The organism is Treponema sp. B152 (genome assembly GCF_024181665.1).
In the GTDB taxonomy this organism is placed as follows: Bacteria; Spirochaetota; Spirochaetia; order Treponematales; family Treponemataceae; genus Treponema_B; species Treponema_B denticola.
The window spans coordinates 1368972-1391972 of the sequence record NZ_CP058668.1 but is presented as its reverse complement, the minus strand read 5'-3'; the positions used below and the strand labels follow the sequence as shown (position 1 = coordinate 1391972).

Sequence of the window (23001 nt, the reverse complement as noted above, 5' to 3'; positions counted from 1 at the left end):
GCCGGAGGTCGGTTTGCGCAAATTTTTTTATGGCAGTATATTTATAATTTTAATATTGACATTAACAGCTTGTGAACAATTTATTTCCGATATTGAAAAAGATTTTGAAAATTGGGTTTCTACGGTATTGATAAAAGAAATAATTCCTGATAGTCCGAAAGATGGACAGTCATACCTGTGTATACCTAGTGCTTCCGATCAAACGGTAACATTAAAATTACTTAATTCGCGAAGACACAGTCTAAAAATGCCCGAAGGGCCCGGTACTTATACCGATATAATTACGTTTGAAAGCGGTGTCAAAGGTATTGACGGCGGTGTTCCCGTGCATGGCAAGGACTACGAGCTTGAACAAATCGGTTTTGACGAGATTCGCCTAAAATATAAGAAAGCTTTTTTAAAAAAATACGAGTATGGTAATCAGGATTTAAGTCCTAGGATAACTTTTATCAGTAAAGAAGGCAGAAAATTCGAGACACGTACATTTAAACTGCGTTGTAATACTCTCCTCCCGATATAACCGATGCCGTTATCTGTAAAACCCGTGTCCCCTTAGTCTCACCTGATCCTGCGTACTATGTGCTCTGTATAAGCTGCGATTCCGATAAATTAAAAGAAAAGATGGGCGGCGATTTTCTTCATAAAGATATTAAAAGTATAATTATAAATGGAACCGAATACCCTATAGAACTAAACTCTTCAGGAACCGGCTTTACTACAACCGATTCGAATTTTATTGCTAAAACTGATGTTTTGTCTTTGAATGGTAGTCCAATCCCTGATGCTAATCTTTATTTTAAAACTAATGCTGTAGTAGGCGGTATAAAGACGGATTATACTTTATATATCGGCGATGAAAAAAGCTTTCTTCTTCTAATAAAAAGACTGTATCAACACCTGCCAACAAGCCTGATAATGCAAAGCTTTACGATAAGACAGTTACCTCTTCCAATGAAATTCCTCTAAATAGTCATACTTCTCCTTACACAATTGCTTATAAAGATATTAGCGGGGATAAAATAAAATTAACGGCTAAAACTGCTACCACAGGTGCTATTATCAAAGGAAAAGTTAAAAAATATGATGGAAGTACATATATCGATTTTGCAAATATAGATAGTTTTTCTCAAACTAGTGTAGATATAGAATTGCCTAAACCCGTATCGGGAGATGTTTTTTATAAGATTGAATTTAGGGCCGAAGGTAGCGGTTTTACGCCGAGTGACTGGCAGATAAGGTATGTTAAGCTGATTGAAGGCGGTACTGTAACAATTAAATCTACAGACGGTTGGAAAAAACTAAAAGCTGCCGTAGAAGCACTAGATGGGCCTAATCTTATCATCATTGACGGCGAAATTAAGGCTGAAAATGCTTCAAATAATTATGGTGAAATTACGGTAAACAGAACCCTTACAATACAAGGTAAGGCAGGTTTTGTATCCGACATACTCAATGCAAATAAAGATACGGGAGGTAAACCTCATCACAGGATATTTAAGATAGAAACTTCAGGAAATCTTACCCTTGACGGTCTTACCCTTACAGGCGGCGGTAGTATAACTGATAAAACCAATGGAGCTGCCGTATATTCTAAAGGAAGTTTTACCGCTAAAAACTGTAAGTTTGAAGATAATGAAGCAGGTTCTAATCTTGCCGGAGCAGGAGGTGCTGTTTATATTGAAACCGGACAGACTACAATCAATAACTGCGAATTTACTTCAAATAATGCAAATATAGGCGGTGCTGTCTATATAGGTGTAAATGGAAAATGTAAAATAGGTACTGAAACAGATCAGACTACAAAAATATATTCTAATACAGCTGTAAACGGAGCAGGTATATATGCCGCCTCTACGCAAAGAGACGGTTGTCTTATAAACAAGGGAACTATTATAGGTAGCGGTAATTCCGGTGAATTGAATGAAGCAAAAGATTTTGGAGGTGGTATATTTGTTTTTGGTGCGGGAAACTGTACAATAAAAGAAGGTGTAAAGATACAAAACAATAAAGCCCAAAACGGGGGCGGTATTTATAATGACGTAGGTAATCTTACTATTCAAGGAACCGTATCCGATAAGGTTATTATTTCAGGCTGTAAGGCAAATAGTAGTCAGCCCGGTAAAAAGAAAGGGGGCGGTATTTATATTGCCGGCGGTACCGTAAAAATAGAACATACCTTAATAAATGGTAACACTGTAGGAAGTTCCGGTGAGGGGCAGGGTATATATGTTGCCGATGGAACTTTTGAGATGAAGGCCGGTGCAAAAATAGATGAGAACAATGATGTCTATCTAAAAGAGCAAAAAACAATAAAAGTTGAAACTTCTGATCTAGGGGACTTTGGTGCTAAAATTACGCCTGAAAAATATCCTGATAGAAATACGGTTATTAAGGTGCTTGAAGGTTCTGCTGCCGCAGCCTGTAATGATAAATTCAAGGTACCCGACAAAAGTTCTACACATTGGAAGGTAGATAAAAGAGGTAATCTTGCCCAATTAGTGAAGAAGTCATCCGATTCATGGACGACACTCAAAAATGCCGTAGCTAATGCTCATCAAGATGCCGTTATTTATATAGATGGAGAAATTAAAGCTAGCAGTTCAGGTAGTAATTTTGGAGCGATTGAGATAAAAAAGCCGGACGACTTTACGGGTGGTGTAGACTGGAAGCTTACAATCATGGGTCTTACAGGTTCAGATTCTGACATCTTAAATGCAAACTATGGAACAGGTGGAAATATAACTAAACACCGAATATTTAAGGTATATAATGGAGCGGATTTTACCATTGAAGGGCTTACCCTCAAGGGCGCAGATAGCGGTACCAAAGTAGGCGGTGCAATTTATACGGAAGGTAAAGTGGAGATGGCTAATTGTGTTATAACGGAAAATAAGGTATCCGCCGTACGTGGAGGAGGTGTTCTTATAGCCGGAGGAACCTTTACAATGATCGGCGGCGAAATAAAAAACAATAAAACAAATATTAATGGTGAAGGCGGCGGTGTATGCATAAATGGCGGAACATTTAAAATGATTGGCGGCCGTATCAAAGAAAACAACCAAAGTGTTAATAGTAATGGTAAGGGCGTTTATGTCGCAGGCGGCTCATTTACAATGTCGGGTAGTGCAAAAATAGACGAAAACAATGATGTATATCTTCCTACAAATAGGACGATAAATATTTTAAGTAAGCTTACTGCTGAAGGAACTGCGGCCATGATAAATCCTCAAAGATATCCGTCAGGCAGTAACAATATAAAAGTTCTTGCCGACGATATATCCAATTTTGCAAACTATAAAAAGTTTAAAGTAAAGTCTAATGGAGGCACACCATGGTATGTAAATTCTTCCGGTAATCTTACTATCTCGGCACCTTAAAAAGTTTTAGTTTTAGGCTAAAAAGTGCATATTATCGTCAAAGTCCTTTCTTGTCTTTTCCCTCAAAGGGTATCCTTCTTTAGGATAGCCCAGGGCTATGACAAGGCGGATCCTTTTTTTTCGCTCTATGAGCTTTTGGATTCGTTTTTCGTCAAAGACACCGAGGATGCAGGTTTCCAAATTTAGGGCTGAGGCTGCATTTACAAGGTTTGCCGTTAAGATGCCTATATCTATGGCCTTAAAGTCTACCTTCTTTATCAGCGAACCTATCTTTGCAGGCAGGCTGTAATTGTCTTCGGCTATTACCAAAAAAGTATTACAGTCATCGATGAACTTGTTAAAAGATCCCATCTTAGCATCTGCAATTATCTTGGCATTTTCGCCTTGAGCAACGAAAACCTCGTAAGGCTGAGAATTACAGGCCGACGGCGAAAGCCTCCCTGCCTCCAAAATAGAAATCAAGTCCTCTTTTGAAACAGGTTTAGAATAATCAAAGCTCCTGCAGCTTTGCCTTTTTTTCATAAGCGATAAAAAATCATTAAAATTCATATTGTTATTATGTAATAATCGTAAAATAAAGTCAATCGTAAGGATTATTAATTTTTTTCAATATACAGACTTAACTTATAAGTTTAATGAATTTCCCAACCTTTGATTTAAACATCTTCCTCTGTTTTTATCGCAACTAAAGAGTTTATTGTAAATTTGCCATAACTTACGGGTTCTTAGGGCAGAGCCCTAAGCAGCGCGGGGAAGAGGGATGGGGTCATAGGGGAAGGGAGGTAACCCCTGCTCTGAACGGGGGTTCCTCCCTTCCCCTAATCTGTCCCACTTGAAAACTTGGCTTTTTCATATTATAATCTTTCCTCGTATTTTAAAACGATTGGAGAAAACAATGAGCGAAAAATTGCAGGCGATTGAATTGGAAAAATCTTATAATCCTAAAGAATTTGAAGAGCGTATTTATTCCTTTTGGGAAGCCAATAAGTGCTTTAGCCCGATAAAAAAGAAAAACACAAAAAATACATTTACTGTCGTAATTCCTCCGCCCAATGTTACGGGCGTTCTCCATGTAGGCCATGCCCTTGATGAAACCTTGCAGGATGTAATTGTCCGATATCACCGCATGAAAGGGGACGAAACCCTTTGGATTCCCGGAACCGATCATGCAGGTATTGCCACTCAATCCGTTGTAGAAAAAAAACTGAAGGCCGAAGGCAAAAACCGCCGTGACCTCGGACGGGTCGCTTTTATCGAAAAGGTCTGGGAAGTTAAAAATGAACATCACTCGATTATAACAAAGCAGCTCCGCAAAATGGGAGTTTCGGTCGATTGGGATAGGGAACGCTTTACCTTAGATGAAGGGCTTTCTCAAGCTGTAAGAGAGGTCTTTGTTTCTTTATATGAACAGGGGCTAATCTATCAGGGAAATTACCTTGTAAACTGGTGCCCTTCATGCGGTACGGCAATTTCGGATGATGAGGTTGAACATGAAGACCGAAAGGGCGGCATGTACCATATTTATTATAAATTGGCAGACGGGGCTGTTTTACAAAATGAAGCAGGCGAAAAAATACAAGAAATAGAAATTGCAACCACCCGCCCTGAAACCCTTTTGGGCGATACCGCCATAGCCGTTCATCCCGAAGATCCACGCTATGCGTTCATCATAGGAAAAGAAGTAATTCTCCCTCTCGCAAATAGGAAGATTCCTGTAATTGCCGATTCCTATGTCGATAAAGAATTCGGAACGGGGGTTGTAAAGATAACTCCTGCCCATGACCCCAATGACTGGGAGGTAGGTAAAAGACATAATCTTCCGGTTTTAAATATCTTAAACCCCGACGGAACATTAAACGATGCAGTTCCCGAAAAATACCGAGGCCTTTCAACGGAAAAAGCTCGCAAGGCCGTTATCGAAGATTTGGAAGAACTGGGCCTTTTTAAAAATGAAGAAAAAATAAAGCATGCAGTAGGCTGCTGTTACCGCTGCCATACAAGTATAGAGCCCTATGTTTCAAAACAATGGTTTGTAAAAATGCAGCCCCTGGCTCAAAAAGCCTTAGATGCATGGAAAAAAGGCGATGTTGTTTTTTATCCTCAAAAATGGGAAAACACCTATGCTCACTGGATGAATAATATTCGCGACTGGTGTATTTCCCGTCAGCTTTGGTGGGGGCATCGTATTCCTGTTTGGTATTGCGCCGATTGCGGAAAAACTATCGTAAGCCGTACGGATATTACGGAATGTCCTCACTGTAAGTCAAAAAACATAAAGCAGGATGAGGATGTTTTAGACACTTGGTTTTCAAGCTGGCTTTGGCCTTTTTCAACTCTAGGCTGGCCCGAAAAAACCGAAGATCTCGCACGCTTTTTTCCGACATCGGCCCTTGTTACGGGACACGATATAATTTTCTTTTGGGTAGCAAGAATGATAATGGCATCCTTGCAGTTTACGGGCAAGGCTCCTTTTAAAGATATTTTTATTCACGGTTTGGTTCGGGATAAACAAGGCCGCAAGATGAGTAAGAGCTTGGGAAACGGTATTGACCCCCTTGTAGCTATCGAAGAGTTTGGGGCTGACGCTATGAAGTTCACCCTTACCTTTATGTGCGGTTCTCAAAGTCAAGACTTCTTAATCGACATGGAAAGTTTTAAGCTCGGCTCAAAATTTGCAAACAAGGTTTGGAACGCTTCCCGATATATTTTAGGAAATCTTGCAGGCAGAACCATTGTGCCTGTCGTACGGGACGGCAGCCAAAACAGCTTAAAAGAACTTGACCGCTGGATTTATCATGAACTAAACGAAGCGGCTCAAACGGTTCGCTCAAGCCTCGATTCTTACCGTTATAATGAAGCCGCTCAAAAGGTTTACGAATTCTTTTGGAATAATTTTTGTGATTGGTATGTTGAAGGTACTAAGCTTTCTTTTAAGTATGGGGACGAAAAAGAGAAGGATAGGGCGGCTTCGGTACTCCTTGCCGTCTTGGAAGAATCCTTACGCCTGCTTCATCCGTTTTTAGCCTTTGTTACCGAAGAGATTTATTCAAAGCTGCCCGGCAATTGTGCTGAAGGCGCCTTGCCTCGTGCCAAGATTTTAATGACTTCCGATTACCCCGAAGAAAAAAAAGAACGCATAGATGAGGCCGCCTCTATCCGTTTTAGGACCTTGCAGGAAATTGTCCGCAATATTAGAGCCTTACGGGCCGAATGCGGCGTAGACCCTCAGTTAAAGCTTAAGGTTTCTCTTTATATTGAGAAAAACTCTCCTGCGGAAGCTGCCCGTGAAAATTCCGAAATAATCGAAATGCTTTCAGGCCTTTCCGGTTTAGACTTTATCGATTCTCTTCAAGAAAAACCTGCCTCTTCAATCGGTGTAGTAGGAGCGGGCTTTGAGGCTTTTTTGATAACGGGAGATTCAATAGACATCGATCAATTAAAAAAGCGTTTTGAAAAAGAGCTTGAAAAAAATGAACAAAATGCTTCAAAGATAGATTCTAAGCTCAAAAACGAAAACTTCGTTAAAAACGCTCCTCCCGAAGTCATCGAAGGCGAAAAAGAAAAACACGCCGAGTTTTTAAGGCGTATCGAAAAACTAAAAGGTTATTTGGAAGGGATGAGGTAGAGATTTTTAACTGCAAGCGACTCAAGGAATGTGCAGTTTGGTTTAAAAATTTCTTATAAGGTGATTTAAGGGGGTTATAAAAGCATCAGTTTTTATGGGCTCCCTTAAATATTATCGGTTCTCGAAACACCTCTTTATGTGGATAGGATCCATAAAAATCAACATAGTTTTATAAATTTAATCTTTCGGCTTGACATAAATAAAATTATATGGTAAATTATGAATGAATAATTATAAATATTCATTCATAAAGAGGTTGAAATGGATAAAAAAGAAGAACTTTTGGCTAGTGCACATGCCATTTTTACAAAAAAGGGATATAAGGAAACAAATATTTCGGATATTACAAAATCAATAAATGTTGCAACAGGTTCTTTCTACAAATATTATTCTTCCAAAGAAGATATATTTTTAGAGGTTTACAAACTTGAAAATACGAGAGTGAGGCAATTAGTTATGGAACATGTTGATTGGCAGCTGCCGATCGAATCGATTATTGAATCATTGTTTTTCGTAACTTCAAAACATTTATTTGGGAATAAGATAATGGCGGAATGGAGTAATCCCAAAATATCAAAGATTCTACGTAAATACTATTTTTCAGAACAAGGAAAAAAGGATAATCAATTTCACAATTTTTTGATGACTGTGATTGATAAAAAAATGAAAGAATTAAAAATTAAGCCTCAATTAGCTGTTCAGTTAAAGAGGGTATATGAGTTTTTATATTATATTGATTGCCATGTAACGGATTCTGATTTTGAAGGCTGCAGTGAAGTAATTAAACTTCTTACAGTATATTTTGTAAAAGGTTTGGTATATGAAAATTCCGCTAGATAATATTTGTATTTAATGGGATGTTCTATGATATATAATAAAACTTTTGATATACAAAAAAAGATTTTTATCAATACCTTGACTTTATTAAGAATACCTCTTTCTATTATGTTTAATGTCATGTTGTTATATGAAGAACGCAGACTCTTTCTTTACGGCATATTATTTTTGGTAATAGCTTTAACGGATTTTTTTGATGGAAAACTTGCCCGTTATTATAATGTACAAAGTAGGCTAGGCGCTGTATTAGATGTTACAACCGACTTTTTCTTTATTTTTACTACAGCTTGTGTTATGTATAAACAAGGTTTGTTACCTGTAGGTATGATCATAATAATTTTAATTAAATTTACAGAATTTTGTATAACATCATATTTATTTGATAAAAAACTAAAAAAGAATAAATTATTATTTTTCGATAAAATAGGCCGTTTTGTTGCCGTTATATTATATTCAATTCCGATTATAATATTAATATTACATGCATTATTGAACAAATATCTGTTTAATGTTATTTTGTTTTGCGTATATATAACGATAGGATTTTTATCTATTCTTTCATTTTATGCAAGAGTAAGTAAAATAATTCGATATAAAATTAAGATATAAGTTTCAAATGGAACCAACAAAATAAGAGAGGTAAATAATGCGAATAGAGCATATAGCAATGTATGTAAATGATATTGAAAATGCAAAGAATTTTTTTATTAAATATTTTAAAGCAAATTCCAGTGACGGTTATCACAATAAAACGACGAATTTTCGTTCTTATTTTTTGACTTTCGATGATGGAGCAAGGCTTGAACTTATGAATCATCCTGATATGCAGGATCCGAATAAGGAGATTCGAAGGACAGGCTTAAGTCATGTTGCATTTAGTGTGGGTTCAAAAAAAAGGGTAGATGAATTAACACAAATTTTACAAAATGACGGATACAAAGTTTTATCGGGTCCAAGAACAACCGGAGACGGATATTATGAAAGCTGTATCATCGGTCCCGAAGGCAACCAAATCGAGATAACTGTTTAATTTTTAAAATGATAACTTATCTAATCGCAGTTCCTATTTTCATATCAAGTCTCCATTGCGGAGGCTTGCCGTCATCTCCCCAATATTCATCCATTGCAATAATCTTATCGTCTTCAATTTTTATAAAAGATGTTGCGTGAACCGATGTATCGTTGTTGAATACTTTTACGGCAGTAATGATTAGATTCTCTATTTTTTGGATTCTCTCAACTTCCGCTTCCCATTTGCCGGGATATTCACAATTAGCTTTGATAAATTCTTCTAAAGTAAATTGCTCATTTGTATTATGCCATCTGATAGTTGCAGTTTTATTAAAATAAGAACGTATTTTTTCGGCATCTTGTTCCGCAATTGCTTTCCAAAATTTTTTTATATCCAATTCCATATTTCTCCTTAACTTCCTATCCGCTTTACTTCTTCTATCTTGTCTCTTATGACTGCTGCTTCTTCAAACATGAGCATGTCGGCATATTCGGCCATCTGAGCTTCAAGTTTTTTGATAAGTTTTTTTCTGTCGGCAGGGTTTAAAATGTTTAGGCTGTTGATAAGGGGGCCGGCTTCTGCAAGGGCCGCTTCTTTTTTTATTTCATTTTCCCGTGTTAAAATATCTTCAATTGCTTTTTTGATTGTCTTGGGTGTTATACCGTGTTCCTTGTTGTAGGCTTCCTGAATAGCACGGCGGCGGTTTGTTTCTTCGATGGTTTCTTTCATGGCATCGCTTATCCTGTCGGCATACATAACTACCTTACCGTTTTCGTTTCTGGCTGCCCGTCCTACAATCTGAATAAGACTTGTAGTAGAACGCAAAAAGCCTATCTTATCTGCATCGAGAATCCCGATAAAAGAAACTTCTGGTAAGTCGATTCCCTCTCTTAAAAGGTTGATTCCTATAAGCACATCAAACTCCCCTGCACGCAAGCCCTTTAGAATTTCGACACGCTCAATTGTTTCAACTTCGCTGTGGATATATTTTACTTTGAGACCGAGCTCTGTAAGATAATCGGTTAAGTCTTCCGCCATTTTTTTTGTAAGAGTTAAAATTAGGCTGCGTTCGTTTAGAGCAATGCGTTTTTTTACCTCTCCGTAGATATGCTCCATCTGGCCTTCGCTTTTATGAATCTCGATTATCGGATCCAAAAGGCCTGTAGGGCGTATTACTTGTTCGACAATGCGGGTAGAGTATTTTATTTCTTTAGGGCCGGGGGTTGCAGAAACAAAAACAGCCTGATTAAGCATCTTTTCAAACTCGTCGATTTTTAAAGGGCGGTTATCTAAGGCACAAGGAAGACGGAAACCGAAGTCTACAAGATTTTGTTTGCGGCTGCGGTCTCCTTCATACATGGCTCCCACTTGAGGAAATGTTACATGGCTTTCATCCATGAACAATAGAAAGTCATCGGGAAAATAATGAAAGAGGGTAGCGGGAGGCTCTCCGGGTTTCCGGTTTGCAATTGGGGCCGAGTAATTTTCGATGCCGGGGCAATAGCCCATTTCGGAAAGCATTTCGATATCGTATTCGGTGCGGGTTTTTAGCCTTTCCGCTTCAAGGAGCTTTCCTTCCTTATTTAAAACATTCAGCCTTTCTTCCAATTCTTTTTTTATTCTTTCAAGAGCATTGGGAATTGCATCTTCCGGCATCACAAAGTGTTTTGCAGGATAAATTGAAAGCTCTTCGTATTCCTGTATTACCTCACCCGAAATCGGATTGAATTTTCTGATGCGCACAATTTCTTCCCAATCGAATTCAAGGCGGTATGCATCTTCCATGTAGGCCGGAAAAATTTCCATAACATCGCCTTTGACGCGGAAGTGGCCTCTTTCAAGGACTGCATCGTTTCTTTCGTATTGTAAACTTATCAACTGTTTTTTTAATTTTTCGATTTCGATGTTTTCGCCTTTTTCTATGGTTATGCGTAAGTCCCGCCACGATTCGGGAAGCCCCAAACCGTAAATACAGGAAACGGTGGAAACGACGATTACGTCTCGGCGTTCCATAAGGCTGAAGGTTGCCGATAGGCGGAGGCGGTCGATCTCGTCATTTATTGAAGCGTCTTTTTCTATATAAAGGTCGCGTGCGGGAACATAGGCTTCAGGCTGATAGTAGTCGTAATATGAAACAAAGTATTCGACGGCATTTTCAGGGAAAAAGGTTTTAAATTCCCTGTAAAGCTGAGCGGCAAGGGTTTTGTTGTGGCTTATGATTAGGGTCGGCTTTTGTACGGCTTGAATAATATTTGCCATTGTAAAAGTTTTTCCCGATCCCGTAACACCTTTGAGCGTTTGAAATTTGTCGCCTGCAATTATTCCGTCCGAAAGAGCCTTGATAGCTTCCCCCTGATCACCTGAAGGTTTATAATCCGAAATAAGTTTAAACTGCTTCATATTATTTTACCTGTCGTGCCTTTGATTCTTTAAATTGCTCTGCTTCTAATTTTTCCAAATTTTTAATGAGCCTGCTTGCCGTTAAGCTATAGCTTGCTCCTGCATTACGAGAAGCAAGGCTGTGGGCGAAGCTCCCCGTAATTGCAGCATCAAGAGGTTTATAGCCTTGGGCCAAGAGGGAGCATATAAGACCTGTCAGCACATCGCCTGAACCCGCCTTTGAAAGAGAGGGAGAGCCTAAAGTATTGATAAATATTTTTCCGTTATGGGCTATTAAGGTATTAGCTCCCTTTAGTACAAGCACAAGCTTAGGGAATTTTTTTGAAAAACTTAAGGCCGATGGAAAGCGTTTTTTTTGTATTTCTTCAATGCTTAAACTTCCAAAACCGGCAATATTTAAAAGTGAAGAAAATTCTTTTGGGTGAGGGGTTAAAACGGCAGCACTTAATTTGGGTAAGATTTTTTTTAGTTCGGCATAATAAAAGATATCCGCATCTATAACCATTGGCATTGATTGTGTTTCTTTCATTTTTATGATAGAAAAAAGTTCATCGTTTTTTCTTCCAAGTCCTTGACCTATGGCTAGGCTTGTAAATTTTTTAACATTGAATTTGCCGGTTTCAAATTTGCCGTCATACATAAAATCGGCTTTTAGGTTTTTAGGCCTTTCCCGATTTTCTCCTATCAATGTTACAAGACCTGCACCGAATTCCAAGGCGGCAGAAGCTGCCAAAAGTGCTGCCCCGTTTTTTTCTCCTACAATTATTCCTGCATGACCGAAACTTCCCTTATGGGTGTTTTGTTTTTTTCTTGAAGGGAGAAGCATATCTTCTTTTTCGAGTAAAAAAATATTGGGCTTTTCGCTTTGTTCGTATGAGGAGCGGGGGAGGCCTAGGTCTATGACTTCGATTTTTCCCGTAATATCCTTTGCCTCATCCGAATAAAAGGCCTGCTTTAAGGCTCCCATTGAAAAGGTCATGTTACATAGAACTGCATTAGGGCTTGCTTCTCCGTCAAGGTTTAAGCCGCTAGGTATATCGCAGGCTATCTTAAAGGCCTTGACCTTATTTATCTTCTCTATTGTTTTTTTATCCTCGGCTTTTAAAAGCCCTTTTAAGCCGGTACCTAAAAATGCATCAAAGAGAATATCCGATTCGGGCAAGATGTTTTTGGCTGTCCTTATATTTAAGGCTTTTAATCTTTCATATTGTAGTTTACATAATTCCGACTTCGGCTCCTTTAAAATTATGACATGAATATTAAAATCATTGGCTAAGATTCTTGCGAGAGCGAGCCCGTCTCCGCCGTTGTCTCCCGAACCGCAGACAATCTGTAGAGTTTTTTTTGCTTCTCCTTTTTTTAACGGAAAAAGATTTTTAATTTTTTCTGCTGAACCGCGGGCTGCGTTTTCCATTAAGATTCCGTTTTTTAAATTAAAATCTTCTTCGGCTCTTTTATCCAATTCCCTTAAAGAATAAAAAATATTTTGCATAAGTTCTTTCCCTTTACACCTGCACAAATCTTACAGTCAGATTCGGAATATCTATATCCTCGGCTTTTATATTTATGCATTCGTTAATCGATAATTCTTTTTTTAATCTCATTTCGGTTTCATAGCCGATAGACGGAATGGAAATGCGTGCATTGTTTTTTATTGTTTCTAAGATTACTGCTTCTCCTTGCCAGTCAGGGTTTTGTAATAGATAGATCAAAGTCCAGTGTTGACGCGAGGCTCTTTCAGCATAGGAACAATTTTTGCCTGCAATATCTCCCGCCGCTATCCTCATAAGAAGGTCATCGGTTTTCATTACCTCGTTTCCGTCGATAAATTTTAAAAGCTGTTGATGGGCAACCAAATCCCCATAGCGGCGGAGGGGGCTTGTAATTTGACTGTACATTGCAATTCCGAGGGCTGAATGCATTGCAGGAATTGTACCCACATTTCTCGGCCTCATAGCTTTTCTTTTTCGGTATTCGCCCGCAAGGCCTTCGGGTAGTTTTTTCGGTAATTCGGGAGCTTCCTGACTTACATATTGAAAGGGAATATTGTTTTTAAAAGCAAAGCGGGCAGCGGCCTCTCCTGCAAGGAGCATCATTTCCTTTATCATCAAAAAAGATTCCGTAAAATTATAAGGGTTTATAAAAACTTTTTGGTTGTCATTTTCGGTTTCTACCTTGATTTGAACTTCGGGCATATCTATCGAAACAGCTCCTGCCGCTTCCCGTTTTTTTCTGTTTTTTTCGGCTATTTCAAAAAGAGGTTTTAGGTTTGCACTTGTCTTTTCTTCATCGGCCTTTTCAAAACTTATACAGCTTACTTTTATCTTGGTACGCAAAATATCTACATCGAGAATTTCAGCAGAGTCATTTAGCTTAAGTTTAAACGATAGGGCATAGGAATCATCATGCAGGCCGAGGGCAAAGGCATCGACTGCCGATTCTCCCAACATTCGGGATACGCCTTCAGGAATGTAAAGGGTCGCACCCCGTTTCCTTGCGTCCATATCGCTTTTGGAATCGGGGGTAATTATGTCGGCAGGGTTTGCAATGTGAATCCATAAGTTTTCTCCGTCAAAGCATACGGCATCGTCGGGATCGGTGCTGCCTTCGTTGTCGATTGCATAGGAGGTAAGATGAGTCAGGTCTTCGTATTTTTTGTTATGCTCGATAGGAGGCAATGCCAGCTTCGGCGAATTTAAAGGATGCTTAAAGCGGGTGGGGTAGGGGTTTTTTTCTATTTTCCAATAACCTGTACTAATTAAAATCTTATGAGCAGATTCGGGAGTTTCTTTTAAGTGAGCCTCATTTAAAAGTTTTGACTTGTCGGTTTTTTCTAAGGCAAGGGCTTCTATTTCCTGCAAAAAGTGAGAGTATTTTTTTAAGTCGAAATTTTCTTCCTTTTTTTCTTTTATAAATTTTGATAGGCTGCTTATAAATTCTTTCCGCTCTTGCTCTTCCGCTTGTTTTTCGGTTTCTTTTTTTAGTGCTGCAGCGGCTATGGACTCAGCTTCTTCTTTTGTTCTTATCTTAATCGGAAGGTCAGGGCTTTCTGCAATAAAAAGAGGAGATGCCGAAACTAAAAGCCAAGCTGCCCACATTTGTTCGGGATTTAAATTTTCCCAAACCAATTCGCTTATTTCAGAGAAGAGGGCTGTTCCTTCTTCAAAAAAGTCGGCGGCTTCATTAAAGTCAGGTTCGGGACAAGCCGCGGTCAAAATGTTTTTTAGCGATGAGGAGTTACTTGGAGCCAAAACGGAAAAATCTTTTTCGCGCACCTTTTTGATGCCCGTTTCCGTTTCTATTTCAAATTTCCCGTCAGCCTGTCCTTTTATAAGAGCCGGACGGTTTTTATATAAGACGATTGCATTAGTATTCATTTTTGTTCCTCAAAATAAGCCGCTTAGAATAAGCATGTTTAAAATAAGCTGCTTAAAATAAACGGCTTACAATAATTTTAGAATTCAAGTTTTGTTATGGATATTTGCCTTATAAATCCGTTTAAATACAAAACTTGAATCTTATTCGACTTATAAAAATAGTTTTCACAATCTCCTGCCGTATAAATCGGTTTACCGAAAAAACTTTCAAAAGACTTTTTTGTTTCTCCTACCCGTAAATCATTGGGCAACGATAAATTGGAATCTGCAAAAATCGAAATCTTTTCTATGTTATTGTTTGTTGCAGTTGAAATTGAAACCTCGGCATTTAAAAAATCGTAATACCACTTTTCAGAAAAATAATTATATTTTATTCCTGAAGGTTTACCCCAATATTCGATTAAATCATCTGTGGTATCTTCAAGCTTAATTTTTTTTAAAATTATAGGATTATATTTTTCCATAGAGAAAATTAAATTACGTAATTGATCCCGCACCTTTAAGGCCTTTTCCGATTCACCTAAACCGAAAAGCATTCTTGCATAATTAAAGATAATAATTCTTTTATCTATTATGCTTCCTGTAATTAAAAAAAGGCTGTCAGTGCTTGCAGTTGTATTTTTTATCATCGACTCCAAAAGTAGTTTTGCCTTAGTATAATCTTTTTGTGAAAGGTAGAGGAGGGATGCATAATTTGTATTTGCAATGAGACTTTCCGTTCCGCTCTCGCTCAAATATGCTTTTTCGGCAAGGGAAAGAGCTTGAGCCCTATCATTGATATTGGGAGAATAAAATAGGAGCATTGCATAGGAGGACTCCATCCCGGATTCTTGAATTGAATTTAGGTAGCTTTTATAAGCTCTTACGGCTTCATCATAATCGTTTATATTTCCCGGAATCGATTCCGTTTCTTCGTTTTTTTGATCTATCAAAAGACTTTTGGGATCGAAATTTAAAATCTCATAATTTTGTTTCGCTGTTTTTGAATCTTGTGCAGCTGCAGGATAGGCGGTTAAAAGTCCTTTATTTGAAATACCTGATGCCCATTTTTTATGTGCTGTTATAGCTGCCAATCTTTTAAAATACATATTGTTGGGAAAGGCTGTTCTTAGGGCAGAAACTCTTTGCTTTGCATCTTCGATAGCATTTTCATCATCACTTCTGACTGCATCAAGCACATAAAAAATTTCATCGGCAACGGCTTCTGCCTCATCTTTATGTTTAAGTAAATTGCTTATACGCTGTTGCGGTGAAAAGTTGTCGGTAAAAAAGCTTTCAAATTTTTTTGCGTAATTAGGATCGGCTTGGATTCTTTTTAGGTCTTCAAGATGACTGTAAAAAAGGTTTGAATCGTAACCTGCAAGTTTTAAAAGAATTAAGGTAAAGCTGTCAGCAGTCAAATTATATGATTTTAAAAGCTCGCTGTTTTTTTCTCCGCTTCTCCTTGGGTCCGAAAAATAGACCAGCTTATTGTCAAGGGCAAAAGATGCCGCTGCGTGGGCTAAAAAAGCTGAAAGCATTTTTTCTCTTTCAATGTTTAAGTTTTTTATTCTTCGCGGAGAAGCTGTTAAATTTTCGGCAATTCGAGCTTCTATGTAATCGAAAAGTCCCGTACTTATCAAGATTGTTCCATCAGGATAAATTCCGCATTTGATTATTTGACTTTCTTCAATAATGAGGCGCATTCTGCCTCGGTAAAGCTCGTTATTTCTTATGAGCATAAAAAGGGAGGCATTAAGCACTTCCTGCCAAACTCCTAAATTTTCGCCGGATATTTCATTGATTGAGGCCGCCGAGATTTCGTTTCGATAAAAATCCATGGCTTCGGTTCGTATTTCTTTAATTGACTTGTCATTTTCTTGGGCAAAAACTTGAGTATAGCCCTGAAAAAGCGTTAAAATGAGAGTAAAACAACAAAGTTTCCGTATAAATTTTCTTTTCATCATTTGCATATAATAGCACAATATCGGATTTTTAGCAAGATTTTCGCATTGGGTTTTGTATCAATGGCAATACATATCGATTAAAACACATCCTCGCTTATTTTTAATTGCTCTTTTAGTTTTTCGTAAAACTCAATGTAAAATACCAGTCTCTCTTTCCATAGCTCTTCCGCAGATTTTGTTCCCGGTTTTATATTTAACAATTTGTAAAGCTCATTGAGTCTCTTTTCAACATAATCTTTTTTAAGCGAAATATTCATATCTTTAAAATTATTGTTATGCAGAGTTTCATAAATCCTATACACATCAAATCTGTCAATATTATCCGCATCTCCTACCGTCAGAGCAAATGAGGTGCGCTCTCCCTCAAAATCGGCTTTGTCGTCTACATGAATCGCTATTCCGTAACATATATCGTTAATCCTGTCTTCAGGCAATTCCAATTCTTTAAGAAAAGGTCGGGCAATTTTTGCCGCATTCCGTCCATGGTTAAGCCAATCCTCTTTGCCGCAGAATTCTTCGCAGTAAGAAACATCATGGAGAAGACAGGCAATTATCATTTCCGTAACGGAAAAATTTTCTTTTTCGGCGATAGCTTTGCCGATATTTGCAACGCGGTAAGAATGTTCAAGCCTGTATGCTTTTTCTTCGGGATGTCCGCTTAAGTATTTACTCTCATCAAATTTTCTTTTTAGAAAGGTCTTTGTTTTTTCAATCAATATATTATTTATTTCGCACTTCATGGCGGAAGTATAATTAAATACTCGGAAAAATTCAAGAGAACTGATGATGCCCTTATCTTTGACGGTTTTCGGCAGTTATTCTGCATTTTTTTAAAAAAATATAAAAAAAATTGTCAATGGGGTTGACAAAAAATGGGGGGGGGTATAATGAAAAATGTGTGAAAATATGTCGGGTTGACCTGTTTGAAAGTAGGCAGGTGCGGAACCAATCAAAACATATTTTTGACTAAGGAAAATAAAATCATAGGAGGATTTTATGAAACGGTTTTCTAAGCTTACAGTATTACTAACTACTGTATTATTGGCACTTGTTTTTGTCGGATGCAAACAGCCGACGTCAAACGAAGGTAACAAGGTGACCAAACTTGAAGCACCCACAAATTTAGTTATTAATTCGATAACAAAAGGTCCCATCACTACCAAGGTTAATTGTACATTTATCTACAATGGAAAGATAGGCCTAGATGGGGCGACTTCTGCAATTTTAGGTTACTCAACCACAAATGATTATTCTACAGCTATGTATGAAAGCGTTGGGGGAATAGCCACTTCAACAGCTAATGTAGACGTAGGAGAGAATACAAGAACTGTCAACTATTCTAATTTTACTCCCGTTTCTGGAACAAAGTATTACTTTTGGATAAAAGTAACAAGTGCAAGCAACAGTATTTCAGATAGTTCGTGGAGCAAAGTTGCTGAGTTCACATATCATTAAGAACAATTAAATAGCATGGTGCTTTTATACGGCGGGTCAAGCCCGCCTTTTTCTTACAATCAATAAGACACAAGATGCGGATAAATCATGAACATAGAATCGTATATCAAGTAGAAAAGCAGCAGTTAGTGTTTATTTCTTTTAGGTACCACTATGAAAAATAATTTAATCTATTTCCATAGTTTCTCCGGTCTGCTTGATTAAAGGCCCTATAATATGTTAGAGTAGGCCAATGGTAAAAGCTGTTTTTGCAGGGTCCTTTGATCCGCCCACCTTCGGGCATTTAAACGTAATTGAAAGAGCTCAAAAGATATTCACCGAGGTACATGTCGTAATCGCCGTAAATAACAATAAAAATTATTTATTTTCGGGTGAAGAACGTAAGCATATGATGGAAGAACTGACCCAAAAATGGGATAATGTTTTTGTAAATACTTGGAATTCGCTGATAGTAAACTACGCCGAAAAAATCGGTGCCAATGTTTTAATCCGCGGAGTGAGGAATGTTTCCGATTTTTCCTATGAATTCGATCTTGCCGTTATGAATAAAGGCTTAAATCAGAAGATAGAAACCGTATTTATGGTTCCCGACACAAAGTACTTTGTATTGCGTTCAAGCTCCATAAAAGAATTGGCAGCCTTTGGCGGAAACCTTTCAGGTATGGTTCCTCCCATAGTCGAAAAAGCCTTAAAGGAAAAAATAGAGGAAATATAAAACCGTTTGCGTAGGGGTATCGATGTTTATTATAGAAATTTTAGTTCCTATTTTCCTTTTGGTGTGGTCCATTGCATTTTTTTTAGGGTATTTATACAATCGTTATTTAATAGATAAATACGATAGGGCTGTCTTACCCGGATGCCGTATTAATGCCCAAAAATATCAATGGAGCTCAAAACAGGTTTGGGAAGACTCTTTTACCCTGCTTTCCGGCTTGTGGTTAAAATTTTTTTGTATCTTTGCACCTATAAGCCTGATTATTGATAGTCTTTGGCTCTTCCTTAAATCCTTCCGCTTATATATCTCGATAGCCGGAGGCCTGTTTTTTCTAATTTTTATGCTTATATTTATTATAAAGGGAATAAAAATACACAAGTCTTTTTGCTCAAAAGGGTGGTTTTGGACTTCTTATAATACAGGAAAATCAAACGGATTTAAGATAATTTAAGACGGTTTCAATTTATGATTATTCTATTTGAAACCATTTTGATAAGGGCATGGTCCGTCCTGCCTTGTTCCAATTATGGTAGTGTTCAAAAACCTTGGATACTATATGGAATTTTTGAACCAAGATATCGATTGCCAAAAAACTACGCCAGTAATTATAAAAAATTGAAGTATAATTCTCATCATAGGTTTCTTGTCCGAAACTTTCTATAGATGAAATGCCGTATTTTTCTTCAAAAAGTTTGACCAGACTAGTATTAATTTGTTTTTCTTTTTCAAATTCTTCGGTTGTAAGAAAAAATTTTTTGCTTATATATTCGACCATCCCTTCTTCAAACCAAATGCCTTCTGTCAATTTTTTTTCATCTTCGAAATCGTCAAGAAAGAGTTCGCTTTGATGCATTAATTCATGTCCTATTATTTGCAAAATACTATTTTCATTTATGTCATTTGAATAGTAACTTTGAATATTTTCCACAGTCTTGAGTTCGTAGACTTCGAGTTGTTTTAAATATATGGATTTCCAAATATTAAGTTCAGGTGTGATAACCATTCTAATTTCATTGGTATATGCCGGAATACTTATGCTGCTGTGTACCCTTGTTGCCATATCAAAATCTGCAAAAACTATATATTCAGGCAGATCTTTTACACTGTAGGAATTTTGAATAAAATCAATATAAGCCGCTATTTTACTTTTATGAGTTTCTAAAAATAAATTATATTCTTTAAATTTATCGATGCTTCTAATTGAATATGCATATTCCATATGTTTTATTATAATACCAATTCTTTTAATGATGTTTCCAAGACTTGAGAAAAATTTATGCCTTGTTGTTCTGCTTTTAGCTTTAAACCATAGGGGATAGTACAGTTTGTCCTAACACGCCTGCTATCTATTTCATTTTTTACGAGGTCAGGGTAAATAGTAATGGCACAAACTATATCTCCATCGTTTGTCTGTATGCCTGAAAACTCCTCAACAGGCAGTTTTTCTCCGTCTTTTTCCATTCCATATATATGAAGTTCTAAAGCTTCTTTTGCCATTTTTTGTGCATCAATAAAGTCTTTTCCATAGCTTACACAACCTAAAACATGCGGAAAATATACACTATATGCACCACCTTCTGCCGGTTCAAAAACAGCCAAATATGTTTTATTTCTCATTTTATACCTCTTATTTTAATCCTGCTTGTTTTAAAATACTATTCAATGTTCCAGCCTTTAAATCTCCGCCATGGAAGGGAATAGTTATTTTTCCTCTTATTTTCAAGTGTTTTAATTGATAATGTGAACCTTTAGTTTCACAAATATACCATCCGTTTTGTTTTAAGAGCTTTAACACTTCCTTTGCCGTCATATATAAATTATACGTATAAAAAATGCGTATGTCAATGGGTGAAATTTATTTTCAATCTACTGTTTTCTCCTCATCATAAAATAGTAAAGGCCTGCGATAAGATAAAGACAGGCAGAACTTATAAAAAATGAGCCGATTTTGATAAGGCCTGCTGTAATTCCTCCGGCTAAGAAAAAAAGAATGTTGAGGCTGTAAAACAAAAAAAATCGGAATTTGTCTTTTTTGCCCCTAAGGCACATAGCCAATGCAAAAGCTGCATCTGTTAGGTAGCCTGTTATGTGGGTGGTTCTTACAAGGATATCTCCATAGAAGATAAACATGGCGTTTTGAACTCCCGCTGCAAAGCTTAGGGCAGATATTTTGAAGATTTGGGGTGTTTTAAACAATGCCAAACTTAAAAATATCCCAGCCAGGCCCATCAGCAAAATGCCGTATCTTTTCTTTAATCCGAATTTTCTTTGGTGGAATAAAAGTCCCGAAAAAAAAGCTCCTGCAAAAAAGGCAAGAATAGCCGAGCAGATTATAAAAACTTCCGTTATATTTTTGTGTGCAATTGAAATGGCAAGATGACTTACATTCCCCGTATGGTGGCTTACAGGCAAAGAAAAGCTGCGGATTGCTCCTACATTTATAAAACCTGACAAGAAGGTTAAAAAGGCGATCCAGATTTTAAATCGCAGGTCTTTTAAGGTGTCGGTCATAATTAACCTATCGGCTTAAAATCCGGCAGCTTGTTTTAAGAACCGGTTTTATAATCAGCTTATAAATACGCGGCTTATTTTTTTTCATCGAGGATAGTGTTATATATTGAAGAATATTCTTCTTTCCCTTTTTCCATTTCGAATCTGGAGGCTCTTTCCCTCAAAAGGAGTTTAACAGCGTAGGCAAAAATTCCGTCGGAAGAGAAATTTTCGGCTCCTCTTACCGTATCGGCTGCCTGAAACCTAGCATTATCCAAAAAAGTTTCGGCCTCAAGAGGATTTTGAATTGAAGCTGCTGTTCTTGCAATTTGTACCGGTGTAAAAGCCGAAGAAAGCAAAACTCTTTCGTCATAGGAAATAGGCGCTTCCCATTTTAGCTTTGCCGAGCGTACCTGCTCAAGGGCTATTCTTAGAGAACGCTCAAACTCATACCACTTATCCAAATAGGCGGAACCTGTGCTTTTTTCTTCTCTTGGAGGCTCAAGGGATAGATTTTCCAAAATTTGAGCATCTTTTTTTGAAAGAGAACGCAAAGCCAGTTCTTTAAAGGTTTTAAAGCTCATAGGAGGCTGTAGATTAGGAAAAATTGAAGGCAGTTGAGCCGTCAAATAATAGTAGGAAGCCACCTTTTAAAGCTCCTTTGCCGCATTCTTTAAAATTTCGGCTGTTTTGGGGCTTAGATATGATGAGAACAAATCCGCAACGGCTTCTGCCGAGAAGTCATAATAAGCCGCTCCATCCTTAGTACCGATTCTAAATCCTCCTGATATCTTGCTGTCGGCTTTAAGTTCCATGCCCTTAGCAATATGATCTTTTAAGGCTGCACTTAAAGAGGATTCAAGCTCTTTAAGGTCCTTGTCTGCAAGAATTACGGATAAATTCTCGGTATTGCCGGTTTTTACCCAGCCCTTGACTGCTTCGGGAATCAGATTTTTTAGAACTGCGGAATCGTAATTTTTGGCTGTTTCAGCCTTTATAATGGCATTAAGTTCATTTAAAAGACCTTGTCTGAATGAAATAAGAGTATTTCTGCCGGCTTGGTCTATTGAAGATTCGGCAGCTTTTTGGAATCTGAGAGCTTCAGCTTCAGCTTTTTTTACGCTTTCCTGAGCTTCAGCTTCGGCTTTTTCGATAATATTTTTTGCTTTTTCCTCTGCTGCTCTGATAATTTCAGCTGCTTTTTCATCGGCAGCGGCAACTCCGTCTTTTTTTATCTTATCAACAAGCTCTTGCAATTGAACTTCCATATATGTCTCCTTAACAAAGTTATGCTTTCAACATTGTAACAGAAAAACTAATTCTTAGCAAGATAGGGCTTGACAATTTTTTTAAATTTATTATAATTATAAATGAACATATGAGCATTTGTTCATATGAATAGGTGATGAAATATGATAGAAGATGATGAAATAGGTGTTTCTAATGAAGAAACTGTGGCTCATGCAAGGGCTAAGATGCCCGATGAGCAGACAATGAGCGACTTGGGAGATTTTTTTAAAAACTTCGGAGATTCTACAAGGATTAAGATTGTTTCCGCTCTTATTTCCGGCGAGCTCTGTGTAGCCGACCTTGCAGAAGTTTTGGAAATGTCGGCTTCGGCCGTTTCTCACCAGCTTAGAATTTTAAGGCAGGCTAAGATAGTAAAAAGCCGCCGAAACGGAAAACAGGTTTATTATACAATAGATGACAACCATGTCGGAATCCTATATTCCGTCGGTTTGGAGCACATTAGGGAGGGCAGGTAAT

Annotated in this window: 22 protein-coding genes and 1 pseudogene; 10 read left to right on the top strand and 13 right to left on the bottom strand. The window is 37.6% G+C overall.

Annotated features, from left to right (window positions below; translation table 11 throughout):
* Positions 1–13: 13 nt before the first annotated feature.
* A pseudogene (locus HYB91_RS06480) lies at positions 14–3377 on the top strand (hypothetical protein).
* 12 nt (positions 3378–3389) lie between these two features.
* On the opposite strand, the gene HYB91_RS06475 reads toward HYB91_RS06480, so the two are convergent.
* On the bottom strand, positions 3390–3926 hold the full coding sequence (locus HYB91_RS06475; RefSeq protein ID WP_002677918.1) for a nitroreductase family protein: 537 nt from the start codon (positions 3924–3926) through the stop codon (positions 3390–3392).
* 346 nt (positions 3927–4272) lie between these two features.
* Between HYB91_RS06475 and HYB91_RS06470 the strand changes: the two genes are divergently transcribed.
* The 4 genes from HYB91_RS06470 (at position 4273) to HYB91_RS06455 (ending at position 8869) form a co-directional block, all read left to right on the top strand.
* Positions 4273–7002: a valine--tRNA ligase gene (locus HYB91_RS06470; RefSeq protein ID WP_002677921.1), complete on the top strand. Its 2730-nt coding sequence runs from the start codon at positions 4273–4275 to the stop codon at positions 7000–7002.
* Positions 7003–7263: 261 nt separating this feature from the next.
* On the top strand, positions 7264–7842 hold the full coding sequence (locus HYB91_RS06465) for a TetR/AcrR family transcriptional regulator (protein WP_002668724.1): 579 nt from the start codon (positions 7264–7266) through the stop codon (positions 7840–7842).
* Positions 7843–7866: 24 nt separating this feature from the next.
* On the top strand, positions 7867–8448 hold the full coding sequence (locus tag HYB91_RS06460) for a CDP-alcohol phosphatidyltransferase family protein (protein WP_002677923.1): 582 nt from the start codon (positions 7867–7869) through the stop codon (positions 8446–8448).
* Between the two features lie 37 nt (positions 8449–8485).
* On the top strand, positions 8486–8869 hold the full coding sequence (locus HYB91_RS06455; RefSeq protein WP_002671440.1) for a VOC family protein: 384 nt from the start codon (positions 8486–8488) through the stop codon (positions 8867–8869).
* A gap of 16 nt (positions 8870–8885) precedes the next feature.
* Here the strand turns inward: HYB91_RS06455 and HYB91_RS06450 are convergent, their stop codons facing one another.
* The 6 genes from HYB91_RS06450 to HYB91_RS06425 form a co-directional block, all read right to left on the bottom strand.
* Complete coding sequence (locus HYB91_RS06450) at positions 8886–9254, bottom strand: nuclear transport factor 2 family protein (protein WP_002668728.1); 369 nt, start codon at positions 9252–9254, stop codon at positions 8886–8888.
* Positions 9255–9262: 8 nt separating this feature from the next.
* The gene (gene uvrB, locus HYB91_RS06445) at positions 9263–11251 is read right to left on the bottom strand and encodes an excinuclease ABC subunit UvrB (protein WP_002677926.1); all 1989 of its coding nucleotides are present in this window, start codon (positions 11249–11251) and stop codon (positions 9263–9265) included.
* Position 11252: 1 nt separating this feature from the next.
* Complete coding sequence (locus HYB91_RS06440) at positions 11253–12743, bottom strand: bifunctional ADP-dependent NAD(P)H-hydrate dehydratase/NAD(P)H-hydrate epimerase (RefSeq protein WP_002677928.1); 1491 nt, start codon at positions 12741–12743, stop codon at positions 11253–11255.
* 13 nt (positions 12744–12756) lie between these two features.
* Positions 12757–14628 carry a ribonuclease catalytic domain-containing protein gene (locus tag HYB91_RS06435; protein WP_002677929.1) on the bottom strand — a complete coding sequence of 624 codons (1872 nt, stop codon included), beginning with the start codon at positions 14626–14628 and terminating at the stop codon, positions 12757–12759.
* A gap of 77 nt (positions 14629–14705) precedes the next feature.
* On the bottom strand, positions 14706–16574 hold the full coding sequence (locus HYB91_RS06430) for a hypothetical protein (RefSeq protein WP_002677930.1): 1869 nt from the start codon (positions 16572–16574) through the stop codon (positions 14706–14708).
* 77 nt (positions 16575–16651) lie between these two features.
* Entirely contained in the window at positions 16652–17314 is a 663-nt protein-coding gene (locus tag HYB91_RS06425; protein ID WP_002677931.1) for an HD domain-containing protein, read from the bottom strand.
* Between the two features lie 256 nt (positions 17315–17570).
* On the opposite strand from HYB91_RS06425, the gene HYB91_RS06420 reads away from it, so the two are divergent.
* The 4 genes from HYB91_RS06420 to HYB91_RS06410 all read left to right on the top strand — a co-directional run bounded on the left by HYB91_RS06420 (position 17571) and on the right by HYB91_RS06410 (position 19195).
* Positions 17571–18029 carry a hypothetical protein gene (locus tag HYB91_RS06420; RefSeq protein ID WP_002677932.1) on the top strand — a complete coding sequence of 153 codons (459 nt, stop codon included), beginning with the start codon at positions 17571–17573 and terminating at the stop codon, positions 18027–18029.
* A 74-nt stretch (positions 18030–18103) separates the two neighbouring features.
* Complete coding sequence (locus tag HYB91_RS12955) at positions 18104–18193, top strand: type II toxin-antitoxin system YoeB family toxin (RefSeq protein ID WP_080612210.1); 90 nt, start codon at positions 18104–18106, stop codon at positions 18191–18193.
* A gap of 68 nt (positions 18194–18261) precedes the next feature.
* Entirely contained in the window at positions 18262–18744 is a 483-nt protein-coding gene (gene coaD / locus HYB91_RS06415; RefSeq protein WP_002668745.1) for a pantetheine-phosphate adenylyltransferase, read from the top strand.
* Positions 18745–18766: 22 nt separating this feature from the next.
* Positions 18767–19195, top strand: coding sequence for a hypothetical protein (locus HYB91_RS06410; protein ID WP_002677933.1), 429 nt, complete (start codon positions 18767–18769; stop codon positions 19193–19195).
* A gap of 18 nt (positions 19196–19213) precedes the next feature.
* On the opposite strand, the gene HYB91_RS06405 is transcribed toward HYB91_RS06410, so the two are convergent.
* From HYB91_RS06405 to HYB91_RS06380, 6 genes are all read right to left on the bottom strand, one after another.
* Positions 19214–19963, bottom strand: coding sequence for a hypothetical protein (locus HYB91_RS06405; protein WP_002677935.1), 750 nt, complete (start codon positions 19961–19963; stop codon positions 19214–19216).
* An 8-nt stretch (positions 19964–19971) separates the two neighbouring features.
* The gene (locus HYB91_RS06400) at positions 19972–20361 is read right to left on the bottom strand and encodes a type II toxin-antitoxin system HicB family antitoxin (RefSeq protein WP_002671421.1); all 390 of its coding nucleotides are present in this window, start codon (positions 20359–20361) and stop codon (positions 19972–19974) included.
* Positions 20362–20371: 10 nt separating this feature from the next.
* A complete protein-coding gene (locus tag HYB91_RS06395; protein ID WP_002671420.1) occupies positions 20372–20554 on the bottom strand; it encodes a type II toxin-antitoxin system HicA family toxin in 183 nt (60 codons plus the stop codon).
* A gap of 56 nt (positions 20555–20610) precedes the next feature.
* The gene (locus HYB91_RS06390; protein WP_002677941.1) at positions 20611–21255 is read right to left on the bottom strand and encodes a YoaK family protein; all 645 of its coding nucleotides are present in this window, start codon (positions 21253–21255) and stop codon (positions 20611–20613) included.
* A gap of 74 nt (positions 21256–21329) precedes the next feature.
* Positions 21330–21881 carry a hypothetical protein gene (locus tag HYB91_RS06385; protein ID WP_002677942.1) on the bottom strand — a complete coding sequence of 184 codons (552 nt, stop codon included), beginning with the start codon at positions 21879–21881 and terminating at the stop codon, positions 21330–21332.
* A 3-nt stretch (positions 21882–21884) separates the two neighbouring features.
* Entirely contained in the window at positions 21885–22502 is a 618-nt protein-coding gene (locus tag HYB91_RS06380) for a V-type ATP synthase subunit E (protein WP_002677944.1), read from the bottom strand.
* Between the two features lie 144 nt (positions 22503–22646).
* Here HYB91_RS06380 and HYB91_RS06375 point away from each other — a divergent pair, with 144 nt between their 5' ends.
* Positions 22647–23000 (top strand): ArsR/SmtB family transcription factor, encoded by a 354-nt coding sequence (locus HYB91_RS06375; RefSeq protein WP_002668756.1) that lies wholly within the window; start codon positions 22647–22649, stop codon positions 22998–23000.
* Position 23001: the final 1 nt, after the last annotated feature.

Bases quoted from the DNA above. Each gene is read 5' to 3' on its own strand.
- HYB91_RS06475 (WP_002677918.1), bottom strand. From the start codon at position 3,926: ATGAATTTTAATGATTTTTTATCGCTTATGAAAAAAAGGCAAAGCTGC.
- HYB91_RS06470 (WP_002677921.1), top strand. From the start codon at position 4,273: ATGAGCGAAAAATTGCAGGCGATTGAATTGGAAAAATCTTATAATCCT.
- HYB91_RS06465 (WP_002668724.1), top strand. From the start codon at position 7,264: ATGGATAAAAAAGAAGAACTTTTGGCTAGTGCACATGCCATTTTTACA.
- HYB91_RS06460 (WP_002677923.1), top strand. From the start codon at position 7,867: ATGATATATAATAAAACTTTTGATATACAAAAAAAGATTTTTATCAAT.
- HYB91_RS06455 (WP_002671440.1), top strand. From the start codon at position 8,486: ATGCGAATAGAGCATATAGCAATGTATGTAAATGATATTGAAAATGCA.
- HYB91_RS06450 (WP_002668728.1), bottom strand. From the start codon at position 9,254: ATGGAATTGGATATAAAAAAATTTTGGAAAGCAATTGCGGAACAAGAT.
- uvrB (WP_002677926.1), bottom strand. From the start codon at position 11,251: ATGAAGCAGTTTAAACTTATTTCGGATTATAAACCTTCAGGTGATCAG.
- HYB91_RS06440 (WP_002677928.1), bottom strand. From the start codon at position 12,743: ATGCAAAATATTTTTTATTCTTTAAGGGAATTGGATAAAAGAGCCGAA.
- HYB91_RS06435 (WP_002677929.1), bottom strand. From the start codon at position 14,628: ATGAATACTAATGCAATCGTCTTATATAAAAACCGTCCGGCTCTTATA.
- HYB91_RS06430 (WP_002677930.1), bottom strand. From the start codon at position 16,574: ATGATGAAAAGAAAATTTATACGGAAACTTTGTTGTTTTACTCTCATT.
- HYB91_RS06425 (WP_002677931.1), bottom strand. From the start codon at position 17,314: ATGAAGTGCGAAATAAATAATATATTGATTGAAAAAACAAAGACCTTT.
- HYB91_RS06420 (WP_002677932.1), top strand. From the start codon at position 17,571: ATGAAACGGTTTTCTAAGCTTACAGTATTACTAACTACTGTATTATTG.
- HYB91_RS12955 (WP_080612210.1), top strand. From the start codon at position 18,104: ATGCGGATAAATCATGAACATAGAATCGTATATCAAGTAGAAAAGCAG.
- coaD (WP_002668745.1), top strand. From the start codon at position 18,262: ATGGTAAAAGCTGTTTTTGCAGGGTCCTTTGATCCGCCCACCTTCGGG.
- HYB91_RS06410 (WP_002677933.1), top strand. From the start codon at position 18,767: ATGTTTATTATAGAAATTTTAGTTCCTATTTTCCTTTTGGTGTGGTCC.
- HYB91_RS06405 (WP_002677935.1), bottom strand. From the start codon at position 19,963: ATGGAATATGCATATTCAATTAGAAGCATCGATAAATTTAAAGAATAT.
- HYB91_RS06400 (WP_002671421.1), bottom strand. From the start codon at position 20,361: ATGAGAAATAAAACATATTTGGCTGTTTTTGAACCGGCAGAAGGTGGT.
- HYB91_RS06395 (WP_002671420.1), bottom strand. From the start codon at position 20,554: ATGACGGCAAAGGAAGTGTTAAAGCTCTTAAAACAAAACGGATGGTAT.
- HYB91_RS06390 (WP_002677941.1), bottom strand. From the start codon at position 21,255: ATGACCGACACCTTAAAAGACCTGCGATTTAAAATCTGGATCGCCTTT.
- HYB91_RS06380 (WP_002677944.1), bottom strand. From the start codon at position 22,502: ATGGAAGTTCAATTGCAAGAGCTTGTTGATAAGATAAAAAAAGACGGA.
- HYB91_RS06375 (WP_002668756.1), top strand. From the start codon at position 22,647: ATGATAGAAGATGATGAAATAGGTGTTTCTAATGAAGAAACTGTGGCT.